The sequence below is a fragment of the Ruegeria sp. ABD4_443 genome (genome assembly GCF_056160865.1).
The window spans coordinates 295,842-316,153 of the sequence record NZ_JBSWYA010000003.1 but is presented as its reverse complement, the minus strand read 5'-3'; the positions used below and the strand labels follow the sequence as shown (position 1 = coordinate 316,153).

The window sequence follows — 20,312 nt, the reverse complement described above, 5'->3', positions numbered from 1 at the left end:
TGCGCTGCTGACCATGGCCCGGCCGCCCAACATCCTGTTCATCATGTTCGACCAGCTGCGCTGGGACTACCTGAGCTGTTACGGCCATCCGCATCTGCATACACCCAATATCGACAGGCTGGCGGCGCGCGGGGTCAGGTTCACGCGGGCCTATATTCAATCGCCCATCTGCGGCAGTTCGCGCATGTCCACCTATACCGGGCGTTATGTCCATTCGCATGGCGCCTCGTGGAACGGCATTCCGCTGAAGGTCGGCGAGCGGACGATGGGCGATCACCTGCGCGACGCCGGAATGGATTGCTGGCTGGTGGGCAAAACCCACATGCGCGCAGATGCCGAAGGCATGGCCCGGTTGGGGCTGGAACCCGACAGCCTGATCGGCGCGCGCGTCGCGGAATGCGGGTTTGATGTATTCGAACGCGATGACGGGATGCGCCCCGAAGGACCAGATGGTTTCTATGACCCCGAGGGGGCGCGGCAGTACAACGCCTATCTTTCGGCCAAGGGGTATGACAGCGACAACCCGTGGCACGACTTTGCCAATTCCGGTCTGGATGCCCAGGGCAACGTGCTGTCAGGATGGTTTTTGAAAAACGCAGCCGAGCCTGCGAATATCGCCGAAGAAGACAGCGAAACGCCTTATCTGACAACCCGCGGCATGGATTTCATGAAATCCCACAAAGGGCCGTGGTGCTGTCACCTGAGTTATATAAAACCCCATTGGCCCTATATCGTGCCCGAGCCCTATGCCTCGATCTACGGCCCCGAGCATGTGCAGCCGGTGGTCCGGTCTCAGGCCGAGCGGCAGGATGCACATCCCGTTCTTGCGGCTTTCATGAACACCAAGGTCGGGCAGGCCTTTTCCCGCGATGAGGTGCGCGAGGCGGTCGTCCCTGCCTATATGGGTCTGATCAAACAGGCCGACGATCAGATCGGGCGCTTGCTGGACTGGATGGAACAGACCGGCAGGCTGCAGGACACGATGATCGTGCTGACATCGGATCACGGTGATTTCCTTGGGGATCACTGGATGGGCGAAAAGACCTTTTTCCATGACGCGTCCACCAAGGTGCCTCTGATCATCTGCGACCCCTCGCCCCGGGCCGACGCCACGCGGGGAACCACCTGCGATGCGCTGGTCGAATCCATCGACCTGGCACCGACCTTTGTTGAAACAGCAGGCGGGCAGGTGGCTGATCACATTCTCGAAGGGCGGTCTTTGTTGCCCATCCTGCACGGGCAGGCGGCGTCGACCGGGCGCGACTTTGCGATCTGTGAATACGATTACTCGGCCTCGCCCATCGCCGAAACCCTGGGCGTATCGGTCCGGGATGCGGTCATGTTCATGGTTGCCACGACGCGATGGAAGCTGATCCATTGCGAAGGCGGTTTCCGGCCCCTTCTGTTTGATCTGGAAAACGATCCTGACGAGTTGAAAGATCTGGGCGACAGCGCGGACCATGCTGATGTGATTGCCGAAATGCATGATCACCTGTTCGCCTGGACCCGGCGGCAATCGCAGCGGACCACCCGTTCGGAACAGCAACTTATCGACATGCGCACCCGAAGCCGGGGCAAAGGGGTGATCCTTGGCGTTTACGACGAAAACGACGCGCCCCTGGATCTGACCGTGAAATACCGCGGCCGAAAGGCACGGCGCTTTGACGACCAATCCGGCAAGACCTAAAGCCCGCCAGCCCAATTCTGCCCCCTTCCGGCGAAAATGCGGTTCACGCGCAGACGGGCAGGCGATAGAAGACGGATCAAGAGCAGCAACCGGAGACCCTGGATATGACCGCCCCGAAACCCGTAGTCCTGTGTATTCTCGATGGTTGGGGCCTGTCCGATGACACGCAGGCCAACGCCCCGCTGCTGGCCCGGACCCCGACCTTTGACGCGATCATGGCCGGGGGGCCTTCGGCCAAACTGATCACTCATGGTCCGGATGTCGGCCTGCCCAGCGGCCAGATGGGCAATTCCGAAGTCGGCCATACGAATATCGGCGCCGGACGGGTTGTCGCGATGGATCTGGGCCAGATCGACCTGGCGATCGAGGATGGCAGCTTTAACGACAACGCGGCACTGCAAGCCTTTATCGCCGCCACCAAGGCCAGCGGCGGCACGGCGCACCTGATGGGGCTGGTCTCGGATGGAGGCGTGCACGGGCACCTGAACCACATCGTTGCGGCCGCGACCGCAATCACCAATGCCGGGGTTCCGGTGGCCTTGCATGCAGTTACCGACGGGCGTGACGTGGCCCCCAAATCGGCCTTTACCTATATTGCCGAACTGCAAGAGCGGCTGCCGCAGAATGCACGGGTTGTCACGGTGACGGGCCGGTATTTCGCTATGGACCGCGACAATCGCTGGGAACGGGTCAGCAAAGCCTATGACGCGATGATCCACGGTCGGGGCCGCATGGCCGATACCGCGCATGGGGCCATCGACCACGCCTATAACCAATCCGAAACCGACGAGTTTGTCGTGCCAACGGTTCTGACCGGATATGACGGCGTGAAAGACGGCGACGGGTTCTTTTGCCTGAATTTCCGCGCCGACCGTGCGCGCGAAATCCTGCGGGCCATCGGCGAGCCGGGTTTTCAGGATTTTGACGCCGGACAACGCCCGAACCTGGCAGCGCTGCTTGGGATGGTGGAATATTCTGACGGCCACAATGCCTATATGACCACCGTCTTTCCCAAGCGCGACATCGTGAACACGCTGGGCGCATGGGTGGCGAAACATGACTTGCGCCAGTTCCGGCTGGCCGAAACGGAAAAGTACCCGCATGTGACCTTCTTTCTCAATGGCGGCAAGGAACAGCCGGAAAAGGGCGAGGACCGCTTCATGCCGAAATCGCCAAAGGTCGCGACCTATGACCTGCAGCCCGAGATGAGCGCGCCCGAAGTGACCGCGAAATTCGTCGAGGCCATCGGCCAGGGATATGACCTGATCGTGACTAACTATGCCAATCCCGACATGGTCGGCCATTCCGGCGATCTGCAAGCCGCCATCAAGGCCTGCGAGGCCGTCGACCAGGGGCTGGCACAGGTCGTCGAGGCGCTGCAAAAAGCGGGCGGAGCGATGATCGTGACGGCAGATCACGGCAATTGCGAAATGATGCTGGACCCCGAAACCGGCGGACCGCATACCGCACATACGCTGAACCCGGTGCCGGTCGCTCTGGTCGGCGGACCCGACGGCGCCAGCCTGCGCGACGGGCGCCTGTCCGACCTGGCCCCGACCTTGCTTGACCTGATGGACCTGCCCAAGCCGCCTGAAATGACGGGTACGAGCCTGCTGTCATGAAATTTCGTGCGGCTGTTCTGGCCATGACCTTGCTGGGCGCTCCGGCCGGGGCGCAAAACGACCCCTCGCAAGCGGCCCTGGACGCGGCACGGATGCTGGAACAGGCCTCTGTCGCACTGACCGAGGCCGAGGGGGCCCGTGACCGCGTCCGGGCGCTGACCGAGACCATCCAGGCCTTTGAGGCCGGGTTGGCGGCGATGCGCGACGGGCTGCGCAAGGCCGCCACGCGCGAGGCGCAGCTGACCGCTGAATTGCGGGCGCGGGAAAAAGACATCTCGCAGCTTCTGGGCGTGTTGCAGACCATCGAAACCACCGCGCCGCCGGTGTTGATGCTGCACCCTTCGGGGCCGCTGGGGGCCGCCCGTACCGGCATGATGCTGTCCGAGGTCACGCCCGGCCTGAACGCCCGCGCGCAGGCGCTGGCGTCAGACCTGCAAGAGGTTCAAACCCTGCGCCAGCTTCAGCAAAGCGCGGCTGATACCCTGTCCGAAGGGCTGACCGGCGTCCAGCAGGCCCGCACCAGCCTGAGCGCTGCAATCGCCGAACGTACCGATCTGCCGCAACGCTTTGTCGAAGACCCGGTGCGCACCGCGATCCTTATCTCGTCGACCGAAACGCTGGACGGGTTTGCCAGCGGTCTGGCCGAGATCACCGAAGGAGAGGTCGCCGCCACAAACGCGGATGTGACGTCATCAAAAGGGCAAATCCCCCTGCCGGTCCAGGGTGTCCTGCTGCACGGGGCAGGGGACACGGATGCGGCCGGGGTGACCCGGCCCGGCATCGTTCTGGGGACGCGGCCGCGGTCTCTGGTCACATCCCCCACCGCTGCAACAATCCGTTACCGGGGCCCGCTTTTGGACCTGGGAAATGTCGTGATCCTGGAACCGCAACAGGAATTGTTGTTTGTGCTCTCGGGGTTGCAAGAGGTTTACGGCGAAACCGGGCAGGTGATCCCCGAAGGCACCCCGGTTGGCCTCATGCCCGGTGAATCCCCGGAAATCGGCGCTATTTTGTCAACAAGCGGTGATGGCACTGGAACTGACCGGTCAGAAACGCTCTATATAGAAGTAAGAGAAGGCAACACCCCCGTGGATCCGGAAACTTGGTTCCGGACGAACAAGGATGGATAAACGAGTATGAAAAGATTTGTGATGGCCGGTCTGGCCGGAACTGTGGCAGGTATTATCGCGACGACCCAGATTGCCGGTCCGCTGCTGGCGCAAGAGGCCCAGAACAAGGCCAGCGTATATGAACAGCTGGACCTTTTCGGGGATATTTTCGAACGGATCCGGGCGCAATATGTCGAAGAGGTCGAGCCCGAGGAACTGATCGAGGCCGCCATCGACGGAATGCTGACCTCGCTGGACCCGCATTCCAGCTACCTGTCGCCCGATGACGCCGAACAGATGCGCGTCCAGACCCGCGGGGAATTCGGCGGGCTGGGTATCGAGGTCACGCAGGAAGAAGGTTTTGTCAAAGTTGTCTCGCCGATCGACGACACCCCTGCGGACGAGGCCGGTATCGAGGCCGGTGATTTCATTACCCATGTTGACGGCGAAAGCATCCTGGGCCTGACGCTGGACAAGGCCGTCGACCTGATGCGCGGCCCTGTTGGATCGGAAATCGTGATCACAGTTGTCCGCGAAGGCGAACAGGACCCGTTTGACGTCACCATCATCCGCGACACGATCAAACTGACCGCCGTGCGCGCCCGGACTGAGGGCACCAGCGTTGTTCTGCGCGTCACCACGTTCAACGATCAGACCTTCCCCAACCTCAAGGAAGGCCTGGATGAGCAGATCGCCGAGGCCGGCGGCATCGACAAGGTCAACGGCGTCGTTCTGGATTTGCGCAACAATCCGGGGGGGCTGCTGACCCAGGCCATCAAAGTGTCGGATGCGTTCCTGAACGAAGGCGAAATCGTATCGACACGCGGCCGCAACCCGGAAGAGGGCGAACGGTTCAATGCCACCCCGGGTGACCTGGCGGGCGGCAAACCAATCGTCGTGCTGATCAATGGCGGCTCGGCTTCGGCGTCCGAGATCGTGGCCGGCGCGCTGCAGGATCACAACCGGGCTATTGTCGTGGGCACCAAGAGCTTTGGTAAAGGGTCGGTACAGACAGTCATGCCGCTGCGCGGTGATGGCGCCATGCGGCTGACAACGTCGCGCTATTACACGCCGTCGGGCCGGTCGATCCAGGCGCTGGGTGTCAGCCCCGACATCATCGTCGAACAGCCCCGCCGGGAACCGGACGCCGAAGAGGAAGAGGCAACAAATGCCTTCACCCGCTCCGAGGCCGACCTGCGCGGCAGCCTGAACAACGACAGCCTCAGCGAAGACGAAATCCGTCAGATCGAGGAAGACCGCGCCAAGGCCGAGGCGACCGCTGAACTGCGGGAAGAAGATTACCAATTGGCTTATGCAATTGATATCCTAAAGGGCCTTTCGGCCTTTACGCCTAACGCAGGTCCTTCGCAGTAACCGCAAGACCATTGAACAAGATCGTTGAAAAGGGCCGCATCAAACGCGGCCCTTTTGATATCCGGCCCTGCAATGCAGGTCAGCTTTCCACTTTGTGCAACTTCTTTTCGTCCAGCAGGATCGCCAGCAGAACGCCTATGGAAACCGAGATCGTGGCAAAGACAAAGGCCATGTTCATGCCGCTGTCGAACGCGGTGTTGACGGCGGCCCGAACCGTGTCACTTTCGCCCGATGCCAGGCGGCTCAGCACGGCGCGGGCCGAGTCCGTGTCCAACGTCCCGCCATTCAAAACCCTCTGATCCGCATCAGACATCTTGATCCCGGCGGCCGCAAGCGAATTGCGCAGGCTGGACAGGCTGACGGCATACATGATCGCCGTGGCACAGGCGACCGCGACCGCGCCGTAGACGAGGTGCGTCATAAAGCTCAGCCCGCCGACCAGCCCGGCCCGTTCAGGTTTGACCGCGCAAACGGCCGCAGTGCCCGAGGGGCCAACGGTCAGGGTCGCACCCAGACCGATCATCGCCATCCCCGGCAGGATCTGGAAATACCCCAGCCCCGCCGGCAGGATCACGACGCTGGCCGCGCCGCAGGTGGCAATCATATACCCCCAGAACAACAGCTTTTTGGGGCCGAAATCGTTATACAGCGTGCCCGAAACGATCGATCCGATCGCCAGCAGGACGGTCAGCGGCGCCAACCCCAAAGCGGACTGGAAAACCGACCAGCCCAGAACCTTTTGCATGTATTGCGGAAAATACAGCAGGCCCACAAAAGCCGCCGACACATTGAACATGTTCAGGCCCAGGGTGATCAGAAACTCGCGGTTTTGCATCAGCTGCGGCAGCAACAAGGGTTCCTTGACCCGCTTTTCGACCTTGGGGAACAGGAAAAACAGAACGGCGCTGACGAAAAACAGCAACAGCAGCGGCATCGATGCCCACCCCCAGTCGGCACCAACATCTAGCGCATAAAGCAGGATAAGCACGGCAAAGGACAAAACGCCCATGCCTGCGAAATCTATATGTTCGCCCTGCTTGTGCTTGTCTTCGCGCTGCATCAGCAACAGCGCGGTTGCCATGGAAATGCACGAGAAAACGACGTTGGCAAGAAAGAACAGGCGCCAGTCGCCCAAGCCCACCACGAACCCGCTGATCATCGGCCCAAAGACATTGCCGCTGGTGACGCCCGCCAGGATCAGCCCCATGATCAGGGCGCGATGCCTTTCATGCGATACCTTGGTCGCCCCAAATGCCAGCGTACAGGGCCAGACGCACCCGGCGCCGATCCCCTGCAACGCGCGCGCACCGATCAGGAAATCCAGGCTGGGCGCGAAAAAGCACATGACGGATGAAAACAGGAAAATCGACAGGCCGATGATCATGACCTTGCGATGTCCATACATGTCGCCAAGCCGCCCTCCGGCGACCATCGTCATCGCAAAGAACAACGCGTAGATATTCAGAACCCATTGAGTGCTGGTGATATCCGCGTCAAAGCTGTTTTCGATTGCCGGAACCAGCATCAGAGCGCCGGTAAAGTCGATCCCGATGCCAAAGGCCGTCACCATAAGCGCGATGACCTTGATTATGCTGCTGCGATCCATTCCGGCTCCTTTTCGGCTGAAACTGCCTCAATGATGCACGAAAACGGGTGAAATGACAGAAAAACCGGACTTTACGCCGTGCAGGGGTCGGGTTTCAATGCGCGTTCCAGCTGTGCGCGTCAGGTGTTTTCTGCCCGGCTCCGGCGAAAGGCGCGTTTGAGCATATCCAGTTCCGCCCGCAGCAATTCAAGCTCGGATCGCAGGTCATCACCGGCGGGCGATCCGGCAATGACGGTGAAATCGCCCAGCTTCACCTGCGCCTCTTCATCCCAGATCACGACAGTATGCACGCCTTCGGACAGCACCGCATCGGGGACCGGCACACGCAGCGCCCAACCGTCCCCGCTGGCGGCAAGCTCGACACCCGGCAGCGGCTCTCCGAGATAGCGCGCAACGACCTGCGGCAGACTGTCGGCGGCAAGATGCCCTTCCCAGACGGCGTTTTCGAACCGGATCGGCGTCAGCGTGGTTTGCGTCAAGGTTTGACCCCCTACAAATCGGCGCGGTGATGACGGCACAGCGTCAGATCCCGCAGGATAACACGGTTCATAGCGGGCTGTTCCAAGATCAGGTCCAGCCAGATTTTCTCGATCCGTCTTTCGTTCAGGTTCAGATACGCCAGGTCAAAGTCGATCTCTGAGGTTTGGGCGGACAGGTCCAGTGCGCGCAACACTTGCTCGGTGTTGGGGCCATGCTGGATGTTGAGCCTTGCAAACATCCCCGTCGGCCTTTCGCATTCGACCTGCAGGCTGGCGCGCATCAGGTGTTGGCGCGTCAGGTCGGATGCGGCCTGGGTTGGCAACTCGACCGACAGGGACAGGAACGATCCCGCAAACTCGAAAACCTCGATGGCAAGGCTGAAGGGTGCCAGGTCCTTTTCACCCGAATTCCTGATCTGCCGAACCGCAATTTCGGACAGGTCGCAGTCGTGAAACAGCCTTACCTGCCGGTCGATATCCGCCTTGCGCGGCAGCGATGCCAGACCGGGCCGGGGCAGGGGGCCGCGCCAAAGGTCGGGGCGCCAGGCCCAGTCGGTTCCAAGCGGGGTCGGAAAATTGGTCGACCCGATCAGGGGGCGCGTCAGGCGGCCGTCGGCGATCTGGACAATCTGATCCAGTTGCCTGCGCAGCACGCGCGCCTCATCGCGTTGCAGCCGCAGGATCGGCAGGCTCGTTTGACCGGCCTGAGCCGCAACCCCGCGCCAGCGCGAAAGCGACATGCGACTGATGATGCGATCCAGAATCCTGCCCATGACCCCATTGCCCGTAACTGTACCTCTTTACCCAGAGAACCCCGGCGGGTTAAACCCGCCTTTCCAAAATAACCCGCATTATTTTCCCAATTGTGAACGAATCAATCCGGCTCTGGCCGCAGGGGCGCATTGTGGAACCGCAATTCTTGAATTAGGCCGGGACAGCGCTTACCGTCGGGCACCCGGTCATTGTGGTTCTTCCGCGAGGCGCCGCAGATCACTCAGGACAATGACGAGGCCGGGGTATGGAACCCACCCTTTTTGCGTTTATCTGGAAGCACTCCAAGAAACAGCAACTGGTTTTGTTGCTGCTGACCGTGCTGTCGTTTCCGTTTCTCTACGCCTCGCTGGAACTGCCCAAGCAGATCATCAACGACGCAATCGGCGCGCCGGGCGATACGGTGGCGATCTGGGGGCTGACCGTGACCCAGATCCAGTATTTGCTGATCCTGTGCTTTGCCTTTTTGGCAACGGTGATTGCCAGCGGCGTGATGAAAATGCGCATCAACACGATGAAGGGCGTCCTGGCCGAACGCATGCTGCGCCGCCTGCGGTTCACACTGATCAGCCGCGCGATGCGCTTTCCCAAAACCTATTTTGCCACCACCAGCCAGGGTGAGCTGGTATCGATGATCACGTCAGAGGCCGAGCCGATGGGCGGCTTGATGGGCGATGCAATCGCGCAACCGGTGTTCCAGTTCGGCCAGATGATGACGATCGTGACGTTCTTGTTCATGCAAAGCGTCTGGTTCGGGCTGGCCAGCATCGCGCTTATTCCATTGCAGGCCTGGCTGATCCCCCGGTTGCAGCGCCAGATCAACCTGCTGAACAAGGACCGCATTCAGGAGGTGCGGCGCCTCAGTTCGGAAATCGGCGAAAGCGCCGCGGGGATCAGCGATCTGCGGACCAATGGCGGGTGGCGCTACAGGCTGGCGCAGTTCAGCCACAGGCTGGGGACCTTGTTCGATATCCGGTACCGGATCTACAACAAGAAGTTCTTCATGAAGTTCCTCAACAACCTGATCACGCAGATGACCCCCTTCCTGTTCTATTCGGTGGGGGGCTACCTGGCGATCACGGGCGAGGTTACGGTCGGCGCGCTGGTGGCCGCGCTGGGGGCCTATAAGGATCTCAGCGGCCCCTGGAAGGATCTGCTGACCTATTACAACCAGGTTCAGGACATGTCGCTGCGCTGGCAGATCGTGACCGAACGGTTCGCGCCGGACAACATGATCCCCGAAGAGCTGTTCGACAACGCGCCCGAATCCATCCCGCATCTGCGCGGCGGGATCGAGCTGCGCAACGTGACCGTGCGCGACGCCGACGGCAAGACGGTCCTGGAAGATATCGACCTGACCATTCCGCCCGGCGCGCGGGTGGCCATCCAGGCGCCCCAGACCTCGGAACGCAACGCGCTGGCGCAGGTCCTGACCCGCGAAGTGCTGCCGGTTCACGGCGAGGTGATCGTGGCCGGGCACAACCTGAACGACCTGCATCAGGCGGTGATCGCGGCCCGCATCGGATACGCCTATTCGCGCCCCTACCTGTTTGACGGCACGTTGGGGGACAACCTGTTGATGCCGCTTCGGACGCATCCGCGCCACGAGGCAGACGCCACGCAAGCGCCCTCCAAACGCCAGGCCGAGGCGCTCCGGGCGGGGAATTTGCCCGATTCGCTGTCGGATGACTGGCTCGACCCAGGGCTGGCGGGGCTGGATAATATCGACGATATCCGCAATTGGTGGTTCCAGCTGGTCGAGGCGATGGGCATTGACGAATACATGTTCCGCCGCACCTTGCGGTCGCAATTCGACCCCGGCCTGCATCCCGATCTGGCCCAGGAAATAGTAAACCTGCGCCCGAAAATCGCGCAGCGCCTGCGCGAAAAGGGGTTGGACCAGTATGTCTATCAGTTTGACCCCGACAGCTTTAACCCGGCCGTTCCGCTGGGGGGAAACCTGTTGTTTTCCGCGCCTGCGCAGAACATCTCGCCCGATATGCTGGCCGATGACGGGCGGTTCCTGGCAATGCTCAGGGCGCACCGCCTGGACGAGGACGCGATGGCCATTGCCAGCGCGGTCCTTGAAACCCTGAGCCGCACATTCGGACGCGACGGGGCCGACCACCCCCTGTTTTTGCGGCTGGGTATTTCCAAGGACATGTATCACCGCCTGCTTGATATCGAGGAACGCAGGCACAAGGCCGGAGGTGCCGAATTCAGCGACCGCGATCGGTCCCTGCTGCTGACGGTTCCGTTCATGCTGACCGCGGAACAGATCGGCCCCAGCTTTCCCGAGGAGTACAAGAACAAGATCCTGTCCATTCGGCACAACCGCGCGGAAGAGCTGCGCGAAGCGTTGAAGGACATGTTCGTTCCGGTGTCACCAGATGCTTACCTGCCGCGCCTCACCGTCATCGAAAATGCCCTGTATGGCCGGGTGTCGATCATGGCCGGGGCCTTTAGCGACGAAATCGAGGAAGTGATTGCAGATACCCTCAACGAAGAGGGGCTGCGCCGACGGGTGGCGGCCATCATCTATGACCTACCTTCGGGACTTGGCGGTAACAACCTGCCGACCGTCTTTCAGGAACGGGCCGCCTTTTCCCGTGCGGGCATCAAACGTCCCGATATCCTGATCCTCGACAAGGCCCTGGCCAGCCACGATTCCGAAAGCCGCCTGCGCACGCGCCTGAAGCTGCGCGAATTGCTGCCCGATTCGATCATGATCTTCATGGAGGACCACTTTGCCCACCCCGAAGCCTATGACCTGTTTGTCGAGGTCAAGGACGGGCGCATCGACGGTGTGTCGCGGACCCAGACGGATATCGAAGAAGGCGCCAGCGCCGATCTCAGCCGCAAGCTCAAGATCATCTCGGCGGCGGACCCGTTCGCGCGGCTGGATGGGCGAAATCAGCGCCTGCTTGCCTTCTCTGCGCAGTGGTATGATGCCGCCGCAGGTCAGACCATCTTTGCACGCGGCCAAAACCCCGACGCGGCCTATCTTTGCGTATCGGGACAGGCCAACCTGAATTGGACACGCGACGATGGGGCAAAGACCACGATATCGACCGTCGAACCGGGCCGCCTGATCGGCGATCTGTCGATCATAACACGACAGGCCCGGCAGCTTGACCTTGTTGCGGCGACCGATTGCACGTTCCTCAGGATCGGGGCCGAGGAACTGCGATCGGTCATTGAAAACGACGCCACCGTCGCCGTCAGTCTGCTGGAAACGATTTCGGGGTATTTCACCACGGTTTCGGAAAGGTTGCTGGTTTCGGATGTTCCCATCGGCACGCAGGCCGAGGCCGAACCTGCAAGGCGCCCCGAGGATGGATAGACAGCCTGGCGCGCCGTATTGCGCACACGAAACACTGGTGGCAGAGGCACGCGGCCACCCCCAGCTTTGGCGCACCGTGGCCGGGCTGGCCGTTGTTGCCGCTATCGTTATTGCCCTGAATGCGGTGCTGTTTGCCGTGGTCGCCAGCCTGGGCCCGCCCGATTGGGTCCTGGGGTTTCTCAACGGGTCCTCGCCAGTGGCCATGCTGGTGCTGCTGGCCAGTTTCGCCTTTGCCATTCTGGGCGTTGCCGTGGCCGCGCGCCAGTTTCAGCACCGCAGCCTGGGGTCGGTGCTGGGGCCGCGCTCTCTTGCCGTATTCCAGTTTTGGCGCGTTTTGCGCGCGCTTCTGGCCCTGGGGGCGGTTATCCTGATCCTGCCGCCCTATGACATGGGCGCGCCCCTGTTGCCCAACCTGCCGCTGTCAACATGGCTGGGTCTTCTGCCTTTGTCAGCGGTCGCGATCCTGATTCAAACCGGGGCCGAAGAGATCCTGTTTCGCGGATACCTGCAGCAAAGCCTGGCGGCCCGGTTCCGATCCCCGCTGATCTGGATGGGCGTGCCGTCCATTCTGTTTGCCCTGGGGCATTATACCCCGGTCGCGGCTGGCGATAATGCCGGTCTGATCGCGGTTTGGGCCTGCATGTTTGGCCTGTTCAGCGCAGATCTGACGGCCCGGTCCGGCACACTGGGACCGGCAATTGCCATGCATTTCGTCAACAACGCGGTTGCCCTGCTTTTGGTATCGCTGCCTGACAACCTGGGCGGCCTGGCGCTGTATCACCTGCCCTATGACATGACCGACACACAAGCACTGCGCCCCTGGCTGGCAGTGGATTTCGCCGTCATGATCGTCAGCTGGCTTACCGCGCGCCTTGCGCTCAGGCGCTGATTGCAATTCCTTCCGTTGCGTCTTATTTGACGTCAACGCCGCACCAACAAGGTTCCGACATGAACTGGATCACAAACTACGTTCGCCCCCGGATCAACTCGATCTTTTCGCGCCGCGAGGTGCCCGAGAATCTCTGGCACAAATGCGATGAATGCGGGACGATGCTGTTCCACCGCGAACTGGCAGAAAACCAGAACGTCTGCACGCAATGCGGCCACCATATGGCGATCACGCCCCGCGACCGTTTCGGGCACCTGTTTGACGGCGGTATCTTTACCGAGGTTGACGTGCCGGCCCCCAAGGATGACCCGCTGCAGTTCCGCGATCAAAAGAAATATCCCGACCGGATGAAAGCCGCGCAGAAAAAAACCGGCGAGAAAGAGGCGATGCTGGTCGCCGCTGGCGAAATCGGGCGCACACCCGTCATTGCCGCGGCCCAGGATTTCTCGTTCATGGGCGGGTCGATGGGCATGTATGTCGGCAACGCCATCATCGCAGCCGCACAAGAGGCGGTAAAACTCAAGCGCCCGCTGATCCTGTTCTCGGCCGCTGGCGGCGCGCGGATGCAAGAGGGCATTCTCAGCCTGATGCAGATGCCCCGGACCACGGTTGCGGTCGAGATGCTGAAAGAGGCGAACCTGCCCTACATCGTCGTGCTGACCCACCCCACAACCGGCGGCGTGACCGCATCCTACGCCATGCTGGGCGATGTCCACATCTCGGAACCCAACGCACTGATCTGCTTTGCAGGTCCGCGTGTGATCGAACAGACCATCCGCGAAAAACTGCCCGAAGGGTTTCAGCGCGCCGAATATCTGCTGGACCATGGCATGCTCGACCGGGTGACAAAACGCACCGAGATGCGCGACGAGCTGATCACCATTGTCCGAATGCTGATGGGCCTGCCACCCGCGATCAAGGGCGACCTTCCCGCGCCCGATCCCACGTCCGAGGCAGACGCCCCCGCCGAGACAGCGCCCGAACCCCAAGACCAGAAATGACGGGTGCGCCTTCGGACGCCATCCTCGAACGGATGATGGCGCTGCATCCCAAGATCATCGACCTGACACTGGATCGCGTCTGGCGCCTGCTGGCGGCCCTCGACAACCCGCAGGACAGGCTTCCTCCGGTCATTCACATCGCCGGGACCAACGGCAAGGGATCGACACAGGCCATGCTTCGTGCCGGGCTCGAAGGGGCGGGGCGCTCGGCCCATGCCTATACGTCGCCACACCTGGCCCGTTTCCACGAACGTATCCGCCTCGCGGGCGAACTGATCTCAGAACCTGCGCTGACCGCGGTTCTCGACGAATGCTACGCGGCCAATGGCGGCGAAAACATCACCTATTTCGAGATCACCACCTGCGCCGCGCTTTTGGCGTTTGCCCGCACCAGGGCCGACTTTACCCTGCTCGAGGTCGGGCTCGGCGGGCGCCTGGATGCAACCAACGTGATCGGCCAACCCGCAGTCACCGTGATCACGCCGATCTCAATCGACCACGAACAGTTCCTCGGCGACACCTTGGGGAAAATCGCGGCGGAAAAGGCCGGGATCATCAAGCCCGGTGTGCCCTGCATCGTTGGCCCGCAACAGGACGAAGCGCTCGAAGTCATCGAATACACCGCCGCCCGCCTGGGCGCGCCGCTGCTGGTACATGGCCAGCACTGGCACGTTCACAAGGAAAACGGGCGCCTGGTCTATCAGGATGAAACAGGGTTGCGCGACCTGCCGCTGCCAAACCTTCTGGGCCACCACCAAATCCAGAACGCAGGCACCGCCCTTGCGGTGCTTCGATACCTGGACATGGGTGACCGCGCCTACGAGGCCGCAGTCACCAAGGCCCAGTGGCCCGCCCGGATGCAGCGCCTCAAGTCCGGCCCGTTGACCGATCAGGCCCTAGGGGCCGAACTTTGGCTGGACGGCGGTCACAACGCCGCCGCAGGGCATGCCCTGGCCGAGCTCTTGTCAGAGCTGCCGCCCCGACCGACGCACCTGATCTGCGGGATGCTCAACACCAAGGACGTGACCGGCTATCTGGCCCCGTTGGCGACACAGGCGGCCAGCCTGACCGCGGTTTCAATCCCCGACGAACCCGCCACGCTCAGTGCCGCTGAAACCGCGGCCGCCGCAACCGCGGTGAACCTGCCCGCCACGACCGCCAATACGGTCTCCGATGCGTTGGCGGCAATCACGGCAGGCGATCCTGCGGCGCGCGTCCTGATCTGCGGCTCGCTTTACCTTGCGGGCAAAATCCTGCGCGACAACGCCTGACCCCTCGGCCCGCAAGGCTTCATCTGGCTGAAAATATCCCGGGGGAGCCGCCATGGGCGGCGGGGGCAGAGCCCCCTATGTCCCCCAATCCTGATCCTGCATTTCCCGCAACCGCGAGGCGGTGCGTTCGAATTCAAAGGTCCCTTCGCCTTCGACATACAGCATCTCTGGTTCAGCCGCCGCCGAACAGATCAACCGGACCCGCGCCTCGTACAAGGCGTCGATCAGGGTGACAAACCGCTTGGCCTCGTTGAAATTGTTGCGCGACAGGCGCGGCACGTCTTCCAGCACCAGCACCTTTACCGCTTCGGCAATTGCCAAATAATCTCCGGGGCCCAGCATCCGCCCGCACAGGTCATAGAACGTGGCCCGTGCAATGCCGTTTCGAAAGGCCGGCAGAACCACATCGCGCCCCTTGACCTGCAGGACCAACGGATCGGCCGGGCCGCCCGACAGGTCCTGCCACACGGCCCGGATCTTGGCGCGCGCCTCGGGTCCGATCGGGGAGAAATAGACCTGCGCACCCTCCAGCCGGTTCTGGCGGTAATCCGTGGGCGAAACCAGTTCCCAAACCTCGGACTGTTCCTTGATATGGGCGATGAACGGCAAGAACAATTGCCGGTTCAACCCGTCCTTGTACAGGTCGTCTGGGTGCCGGTTTGACGTGGTGACGACCACGACACCCCCTGCATGCAGCAGGTCGAACAACCGGCCGACAATCATCGCGTCGGTGATATCGGTGATCTGCATCTCGTCAAAGGCCAGCAAACGAACCGATTTCACGATCTGAGCGGCCACAGGCGCCAGCGCATCCTTTACGCCCTGCGCCCGCGCGGCATGCATGCCCGCGTGGACCTCTTGCATAAAAGCGTGAAAGTGAACCCGTCGCACCGGAATATCCGACAACGCCTCGACGAACATATCCATCAGCATCGACTTGCCACGCCCGACACCGCCCCACAGGTACAACCCTTTTGGCGGCGGCGGTGCCTTGCGGAACAGCCCGCGCCGGACGGGCGTCTTCAACGCTGCGCGGATGCGTTCGAACCGGGGCAGAACAGCCTCTTGCGCGTCGTCGCGCCGCAGGGTGCCATCCGCAACGCGCGCCTCGTAAAGCGATATCAAATCCGTCATACCCCGAGCCATAACGCCCGCGTTGCCCCTTGAAAAGCGGACAGTTTTTCCGACACATCAAATTTGCTTATCCGTGACCGCAAAACTCCTGAATTGACGCGCCGGGCATTCGCTTTCATTTTCCGCTCAAAGCAACAGCCAGGGTTCCAATGCAGCAATCGGTCCGCCTTTTTAACCCCGTTCTGATCGTCGGATGTATCATCATCACGGTCAGCTTTGCCGTGCGCGCATCTTTTGGCGTGTTTCAAATCCCCATCGCGGACGAGTTCGGGTGGCTGCGCACCGATTTTTCGATGGCCATCGCGATCCAAAACCTTGCCTGGGGTATCGGGCAACCGATTTTCGGCGCAATCGCCGAAAAGATCGGCGATCGGCGTGCGATCATATTGGGGGCACTTTTCTATGCGGCCGGGTTGGTGCTGTCGGCATGGTCGGTGACACCTTTCGAACATCAGATGTATGCGTGGCTGGTCGGGTTCGGGATTGCCGGAACCGGCTTCGGCGTGATCCTGGCCGTGGTCGGGCGTGCCGCATCCGACGCCAACAGGTCCATGTCCCTTGCCATCATCACGGCTGCTGGAAGCTTTGGCCAGGTTCTGGGCGCGCCAACGGCGGAATGGATGCTGTCATTTCTGCCCTGGCAGACGGTGTTCATCCTTTTTGCTGCCGCAGTCCTCGCCCTGGTTCTGACCCTTCCTTTCATGCGCGCCCCACAACAGGCCAGCAATACGGACCTGGCAGAGAGCATGGGCCAGATCCTGCGCAAAGCCTTCCGCGACCCCTCTTACACGCTGATTTTCATCGGTTTTTTCAGCTGTGGCTATCAACTGGGTTTCATCACCGCCCACTTCCCGGCCTTCGTGACCGAAATGTGCGGCCCCATCCAGCCGGGCGGAATACTGCATTCCATCGGGGTCACCACGACTTCGGCGCTTGGGGCTATCTCGATTTCGCTGATCGGGCTGGCCAATATTGGCGGGACGCTGCTGGCAGGCTGGGCGGGCAACCACTTTCCCAAGAAATACCTGCTGGCCATCATATACGCGGCCCGCACCGTGGCGGCAGCGGGGTTCATCATATTCCCGATCACGCCGCTATCGGTCATCGTGTTTTCACTGGTCATGGGATCGCTTTGGCTGGCCACAGTTCCCCTGACCTCGGGGCTGGTCGCGCATCTCTATGGTCTGCGCTACATGGGTACGCTTTACGGCATCATCTTCTTCAGCCATCAGGTCGGCAGCTTTTTGGGCATTTGGCTGGGCGGGCGGCTGTATGACGCCCATGGTGATTACACGCTGGTCTGGTGGATCGGTGTCGCGATCGGAGCGTTCAGTGCCGTGGTTCACTTGCCCATTCGGGAAAACAGACCGGCTCCGGCGCCTAGCCTAGCCTAGCCTAGCCTAAACCGCCTGGTCCGGCCGCAACAACCCTTCGGCGACCAACCGGTCGGCCCATCCCTGCGGGCCGGTGAAATGATGGGTCTGCCAGCCGCGCGCCCGCGCGGTTTTGATATTGTCGATCCGGTCATCGGCAAACAGAAGGGTTTCGGGGGCCAGCCCGCAATCGGCCTCGACCATCTCATAGATCGGGCTGTGTGGTTTCACCGCCTTCATCCTGCCGGAAACATAAAGGCGGTCAAATTCGGTCAGGAACGGATAGACGGTGGTTGCATAGTCAAAGTTCTGCACCCCGAAATTGGTCAGCGCAAAGACGGGAACCCCCTGCGCGCGCAGCGCGCGCTGCAACCGGACCGAGTGCGGAATTTCCGGCGCCGCAAGCTCGATCCAGTTGTCATGCCACATACGGATTTCAGCGCGCCATTGCGGGTATTTCTCGGCCCAGTCATAGATCGTATCGGTGAAATGATGCCCCTGATCCACAAGGTCGTTCATGCCGTGCAAATCAACGGTGGAAAACATCTCGCGGCGCCGGTCTTCGCCAATCACGCGGTCATAATACCGCTCGGGCTGCCATTCGATCAGCACGTTTCCGATATCGAAGATCACGGCCTGGACGGGCATGGGCGCACCTTTCACGATTCCCCTGCAGCGGACTGAACCAACCTGCAGCACAATGTGCAAGCCACATCCGCGGCGCGCGGCACGGTACAGACGAATGGGCGGGTCACACCCGTTTTGCCGCGCGCAGCTCTCGTTCAAGCGCATCCAGAAACCGCGACCGGTCGGCTTTGGAAAACGGCTTACCGCCGCCGCCCGCGCCCAGCGGATTGGCCGCCCGCATATCGGCCATGAGATCGCGCATCGCCAGTTGCTGCCCGATATTGGCGGCAGTGAAACTTTCGCCATTGGGGCGCAGAACGCGCGCGCCCGCCTCGATGCACTTGGCCGCCAGGGGGATATCCGATGTGACCACCACATCGCCCGCGCCACAACGCTCGGCGATCCATTTGTCGGCCTCGTCCGCGCCTTCGGCCACGATGACAATCTGCACGAACGGGTTGGCCGACGGACGCAGGCCGCCATTCGATACCAGCAGCATTTGCACCTTGTGACGGGTGGCCACGCGTTCGGCCTCGGGTTTTACCGGACAGGCGTCCCCGTCAATATACAGTGCTGTCACGCTTTTTTGGCCTGCTTGTCCGCAGGCTGCTTGCGTACCTTGAATTCATCAGGGATGGGCATGCGGTTAAAGGCGTCAAGCCCGGCGATCTTGTAAGCCTCGGCCAGCGTCGGATAGTTAAAGGTGTTCTGCACGAAATAGTCCACGGTTCCCTTCAGGTTCAGAACCGCCTGGGCGATATGGATCAACTCGGTCGCCCCTTCACCGACGATCTGCACCCCCAGAACCCGACGCGTTTTCAACGAGAAAAGCATCTTTAGCATTCCGTGTTCCAGGCCCATGATATGGCCGCGCGACGTTTCCCGGAACCGGGCCACGCCCACCTCATAGGGAATGCCGCGTTCCTGCAATTCTTCTTCGGACATGCCACAGGTCGAGATTTCGGGAACCGAATAGATGCCATAGGGGTACCACGGGCTTTCGGGCAGGGTCGGGGTATCCAGCGCATGGCAGGCGGCCACGCGACCCTGCTGCAACGAAGTCGAGGCCAGCGAAGGGTGCCCAATGACGTCACCGGTCGCATAGATATGCGGCACCGAGGTCTGGTAGGTCTTGCGGTCAACGCTGATCCGGTTGCGATGATCTGTCTCGATCCCGACCGCATCAAGGTTCAGCGCCGAGGTCGCCCCCATTCGCCCGGCTGCAAACAACAGCATCTCGGCCCGGACATGGCGGCCGTTTTCTAATGTCACCTCGACATGGGCGCCGGCGTCTTCGATCTTGTCCACCGCCGATCCCAACCGCAGATCGACACCGTTTTCCCGGATTTGATGGGTAAAATCGTGAATCAAACGGCTGTCGATGAAATCCAGAAAGGTCTCGCGCGGTTCGATCAAGGTCACCCGGACGTCCAGCGCCGAAAACATGGTGGCGTATTCCACCCCGATCACCCCGGCGCCGATCACCACCAAAGAGCGTGGGATTTCGGCCATCTCCAGAAAGTCGTCGCCATCCACGACGGTCTTGCCGTTGAACGGAACGTATTCGGGGCGATAGGTTTTGGTCCCGGTCGCGATCAGGAATTTCGCCGCCGTCAAACGGGTGGTTTCCCCGGCATCCGTTGCAACCTCGACCTCGTGCGGGCCGGTGAACCGCGCCATTCCGTCCAGTGTTTCGACGTGGTTCCGGTTGAACTGGTGTTCCAGAACGTCGACCTCGTGGTCAAGCGTCATGTGCAGACGCGCCTTCAGGTCCTCGGCCCGGATCTGATCCTTGACCCTGTAGGACCGTCCGTAAAAGCTGCGCTCGCGCCAGCCCGACAGGTTCAGAACCGTTTCGCGCAGGGTTTTTGACGGGATCGTACCCGTATGCACGGAAACCCCGCCGAACCGGTCCTTGCGGTCGATCACAAGAACCTTGCGTTTCAGCTTGCCTGCCTGGATTGCCGCCGCGCGCCCCGACGGCCCCGAGCCGATTATGATCAGATCGTAGTCATAGCTGCTCATG

The 20,312-nt window shown here is 61.5% G+C and carries 16 protein-coding genes; 9 read left to right on the top strand and 7 right to left on the bottom strand.

Going from position 1 to position 20,312, the window contains the following annotated elements; all coding sequences use genetic code 11:
• The first annotated feature begins 13 nt into the window (after positions 1-13).
• From ACXAG8_RS08525 to ACXAG8_RS08510, 4 genes are all read left to right on the top strand, one after another.
• On the top strand, positions 14-1,687 hold the full coding sequence (locus tag ACXAG8_RS08525; RefSeq protein WP_475223423.1) for a sulfatase-like hydrolase/transferase: 1,674 nt from the start codon (positions 14-16) through the stop codon (positions 1,685-1,687).
• 104 nt (positions 1,688-1,791) lie between these two features.
• Positions 1,792-3,309, top strand: a complete 1,518-nt coding sequence (gene gpmI / locus ACXAG8_RS08520; protein ID WP_475223422.1) for a 2,3-bisphosphoglycerate-independent phosphoglycerate mutase — start codon at positions 1,792-1,794, stop codon at positions 3,307-3,309.
• Positions 3,306-4,439, top strand: coding sequence for a murein hydrolase activator EnvC family protein (locus tag ACXAG8_RS08515; protein ID WP_475223421.1), 1,134 nt, complete (start codon positions 3,306-3,308; stop codon positions 4,437-4,439). Before gpmI ends, ACXAG8_RS08515 begins: the two co-directional genes overlap by 4 nt.
• 6 nt (positions 4,440-4,445) lie before the next feature.
• A complete protein-coding gene (locus tag ACXAG8_RS08510; protein ID WP_475223420.1) occupies positions 4,446-5,792 on the top strand; it encodes a S41 family peptidase in 1,347 nt (448 codons plus the stop codon).
• A gap of 79 nt (positions 5,793-5,871) precedes the next feature.
• On the opposite strand, the gene ACXAG8_RS08505 is transcribed toward ACXAG8_RS08510, so the two are convergent.
• The 3 genes from ACXAG8_RS08505 to ACXAG8_RS08495 form a co-directional block, all read right to left on the bottom strand.
• Positions 5,872-7,398, bottom strand: a complete 1,527-nt coding sequence (locus ACXAG8_RS08505) for an MFS transporter (RefSeq protein ID WP_475223419.1) — start codon at positions 7,396-7,398, stop codon at positions 5,872-5,874.
• Positions 7,399-7,517: 119 nt separating this feature from the next.
• Positions 7,518-7,877 (bottom strand): hypothetical protein, encoded by a 360-nt coding sequence (locus tag ACXAG8_RS08500; protein ID WP_475223418.1) that lies wholly within the window; start codon positions 7,875-7,877, stop codon positions 7,518-7,520.
• Positions 7,878-7,888: 11 nt separating this feature from the next.
• Positions 7,889-8,650: a DUF6478 family protein gene (locus ACXAG8_RS08495; protein WP_475223417.1), complete on the bottom strand. Its 762-nt coding sequence runs from the start codon at positions 8,648-8,650 to the stop codon at positions 7,889-7,891.
• Positions 8,651-8,895: 245 nt separating this feature from the next.
• Here ACXAG8_RS08495 and ACXAG8_RS08490 point away from each other — a divergent pair, with 245 nt between their 5' ends.
• Genes ACXAG8_RS08490 through ACXAG8_RS08475 form a run of 4 tightly spaced genes read left to right on the top strand, consistent with a single transcriptional unit; the run spans position 8,896 to position 15,152 of the window.
• Positions 8,896-11,991, top strand: coding sequence for an ABC transporter transmembrane domain-containing protein (locus ACXAG8_RS08490; RefSeq protein WP_475223416.1), 3,096 nt, complete (start codon positions 8,896-8,898; stop codon positions 11,989-11,991).
• The gene (locus tag ACXAG8_RS08485; protein WP_475223415.1) at positions 11,984-12,880 is read left to right on the top strand and encodes a lysostaphin resistance A-like protein; all 897 of its coding nucleotides are present in this window, start codon (positions 11,984-11,986) and stop codon (positions 12,878-12,880) included. The genes ACXAG8_RS08490 and ACXAG8_RS08485 overlap by 8 nt, the downstream gene beginning before the upstream one ends.
• A gap of 59 nt (positions 12,881-12,939) precedes the next feature.
• The gene (gene accD, locus ACXAG8_RS08480) at positions 12,940-13,881 is read left to right on the top strand and encodes an acetyl-CoA carboxylase, carboxyltransferase subunit beta (RefSeq protein WP_475223414.1); all 942 of its coding nucleotides are present in this window, start codon (positions 12,940-12,942) and stop codon (positions 13,879-13,881) included.
• The gene (locus tag ACXAG8_RS08475) at positions 13,878-15,152 is read left to right on the top strand and encodes a bifunctional folylpolyglutamate synthase/dihydrofolate synthase (RefSeq protein ID WP_475223413.1); all 1,275 of its coding nucleotides are present in this window, start codon (positions 13,878-13,880) and stop codon (positions 15,150-15,152) included. Before accD ends, ACXAG8_RS08475 begins: the two co-directional genes overlap by 4 nt.
• A gap of 75 nt (positions 15,153-15,227) precedes the next feature.
• On the opposite strand, the gene zapE is transcribed toward ACXAG8_RS08475, so the two are convergent.
• Entirely contained in the window at positions 15,228-16,286 is a 1,059-nt protein-coding gene (gene zapE, locus ACXAG8_RS08470; protein WP_475223412.1) for a cell division protein ZapE, read from the bottom strand.
• Positions 16,287-16,435: 149 nt separating this feature from the next.
• Between zapE and ACXAG8_RS08465 the strand changes: the two genes are divergently transcribed.
• Positions 16,436-17,680: an MFS transporter gene (locus ACXAG8_RS08465; RefSeq protein WP_475223410.1), complete on the top strand. Its 1,245-nt coding sequence runs from the start codon at positions 16,436-16,438 to the stop codon at positions 17,678-17,680.
• Between the two features lie 6 nt (positions 17,681-17,686).
• Here ACXAG8_RS08465 and ACXAG8_RS08460 read toward each other — a convergent pair whose 3' ends face one another.
• From ACXAG8_RS08460 to sthA, 3 genes are all read right to left on the bottom strand, one after another.
• Complete coding sequence (locus ACXAG8_RS08460; protein ID WP_475223409.1) at positions 17,687-18,307, bottom strand: HAD family hydrolase; 621 nt, start codon at positions 18,305-18,307, stop codon at positions 17,687-17,689.
• Positions 18,308-18,410: 103 nt separating this feature from the next.
• Complete coding sequence (locus tag ACXAG8_RS08455; protein WP_475223408.1) at positions 18,411-18,866, bottom strand: YaiI/YqxD family protein; 456 nt, start codon at positions 18,864-18,866, stop codon at positions 18,411-18,413.
• On the bottom strand, positions 18,863-20,311 hold the full coding sequence (gene sthA / locus ACXAG8_RS08450; RefSeq protein ID WP_475223407.1) for a Si-specific NAD(P)(+) transhydrogenase: 1,449 nt from the start codon (positions 20,309-20,311) through the stop codon (positions 18,863-18,865). Before sthA ends, ACXAG8_RS08455 begins: the two co-directional genes overlap by 4 nt.
• Position 20,312 lies beyond the last annotated feature (1 nt).

What these genes read in the sequence shown, in the direction of transcription:
- ACXAG8_RS08525 (WP_475223423.1), top strand. Translation starts at nt 14, where the DNA reads ATGGCCCGGCCGCCCAACATCCTGTTCATCATGTTCGACCAGCTGCGC.
- gpmI (WP_475223422.1), top strand. Translation starts at nt 1,792, where the DNA reads ATGACCGCCCCGAAACCCGTAGTCCTGTGTATTCTCGATGGTTGGGGC.
- ACXAG8_RS08515 (WP_475223421.1), top strand. Translation starts at nt 3,306, where the DNA reads ATGAAATTTCGTGCGGCTGTTCTGGCCATGACCTTGCTGGGCGCTCCG.
- ACXAG8_RS08510 (WP_475223420.1), top strand. Translation starts at nt 4,446, where the DNA reads ATGAAAAGATTTGTGATGGCCGGTCTGGCCGGAACTGTGGCAGGTATT.
- ACXAG8_RS08505 (WP_475223419.1), bottom strand. Translation starts at nt 7,398, where the DNA reads ATGGATCGCAGCAGCATAATCAAGGTCATCGCGCTTATGGTGACGGCC.
- ACXAG8_RS08495 (WP_475223417.1), bottom strand. Translation starts at nt 8,650, where the DNA reads ATGGGCAGGATTCTGGATCGCATCATCAGTCGCATGTCGCTTTCGCGC.
- ACXAG8_RS08490 (WP_475223416.1), top strand. Translation starts at nt 8,896, where the DNA reads ATGGAACCCACCCTTTTTGCGTTTATCTGGAAGCACTCCAAGAAACAG.
- ACXAG8_RS08485 (WP_475223415.1), top strand. Translation starts at nt 11,984, where the DNA reads ATGGATAGACAGCCTGGCGCGCCGTATTGCGCACACGAAACACTGGTG.
- accD (WP_475223414.1), top strand. Translation starts at nt 12,940, where the DNA reads ATGAACTGGATCACAAACTACGTTCGCCCCCGGATCAACTCGATCTTT.
- ACXAG8_RS08475 (WP_475223413.1), top strand. Translation starts at nt 13,878, where the DNA reads ATGACGGGTGCGCCTTCGGACGCCATCCTCGAACGGATGATGGCGCTG.
- zapE (WP_475223412.1), bottom strand. Translation starts at nt 16,286, where the DNA reads ATGACGGATTTGATATCGCTTTACGAGGCGCGCGTTGCGGATGGCACC.
- ACXAG8_RS08465 (WP_475223410.1), top strand. Translation starts at nt 16,436, where the DNA reads ATGCAGCAATCGGTCCGCCTTTTTAACCCCGTTCTGATCGTCGGATGT.
- ACXAG8_RS08460 (WP_475223409.1), bottom strand. Translation starts at nt 18,307, where the DNA reads ATGCCCGTCCAGGCCGTGATCTTCGATATCGGAAACGTGCTGATCGAA.
- sthA (WP_475223407.1), bottom strand. Translation starts at nt 20,311, where the DNA reads ATGAGCAGCTATGACTACGATCTGATCATAATCGGCTCGGGGCCGTCG.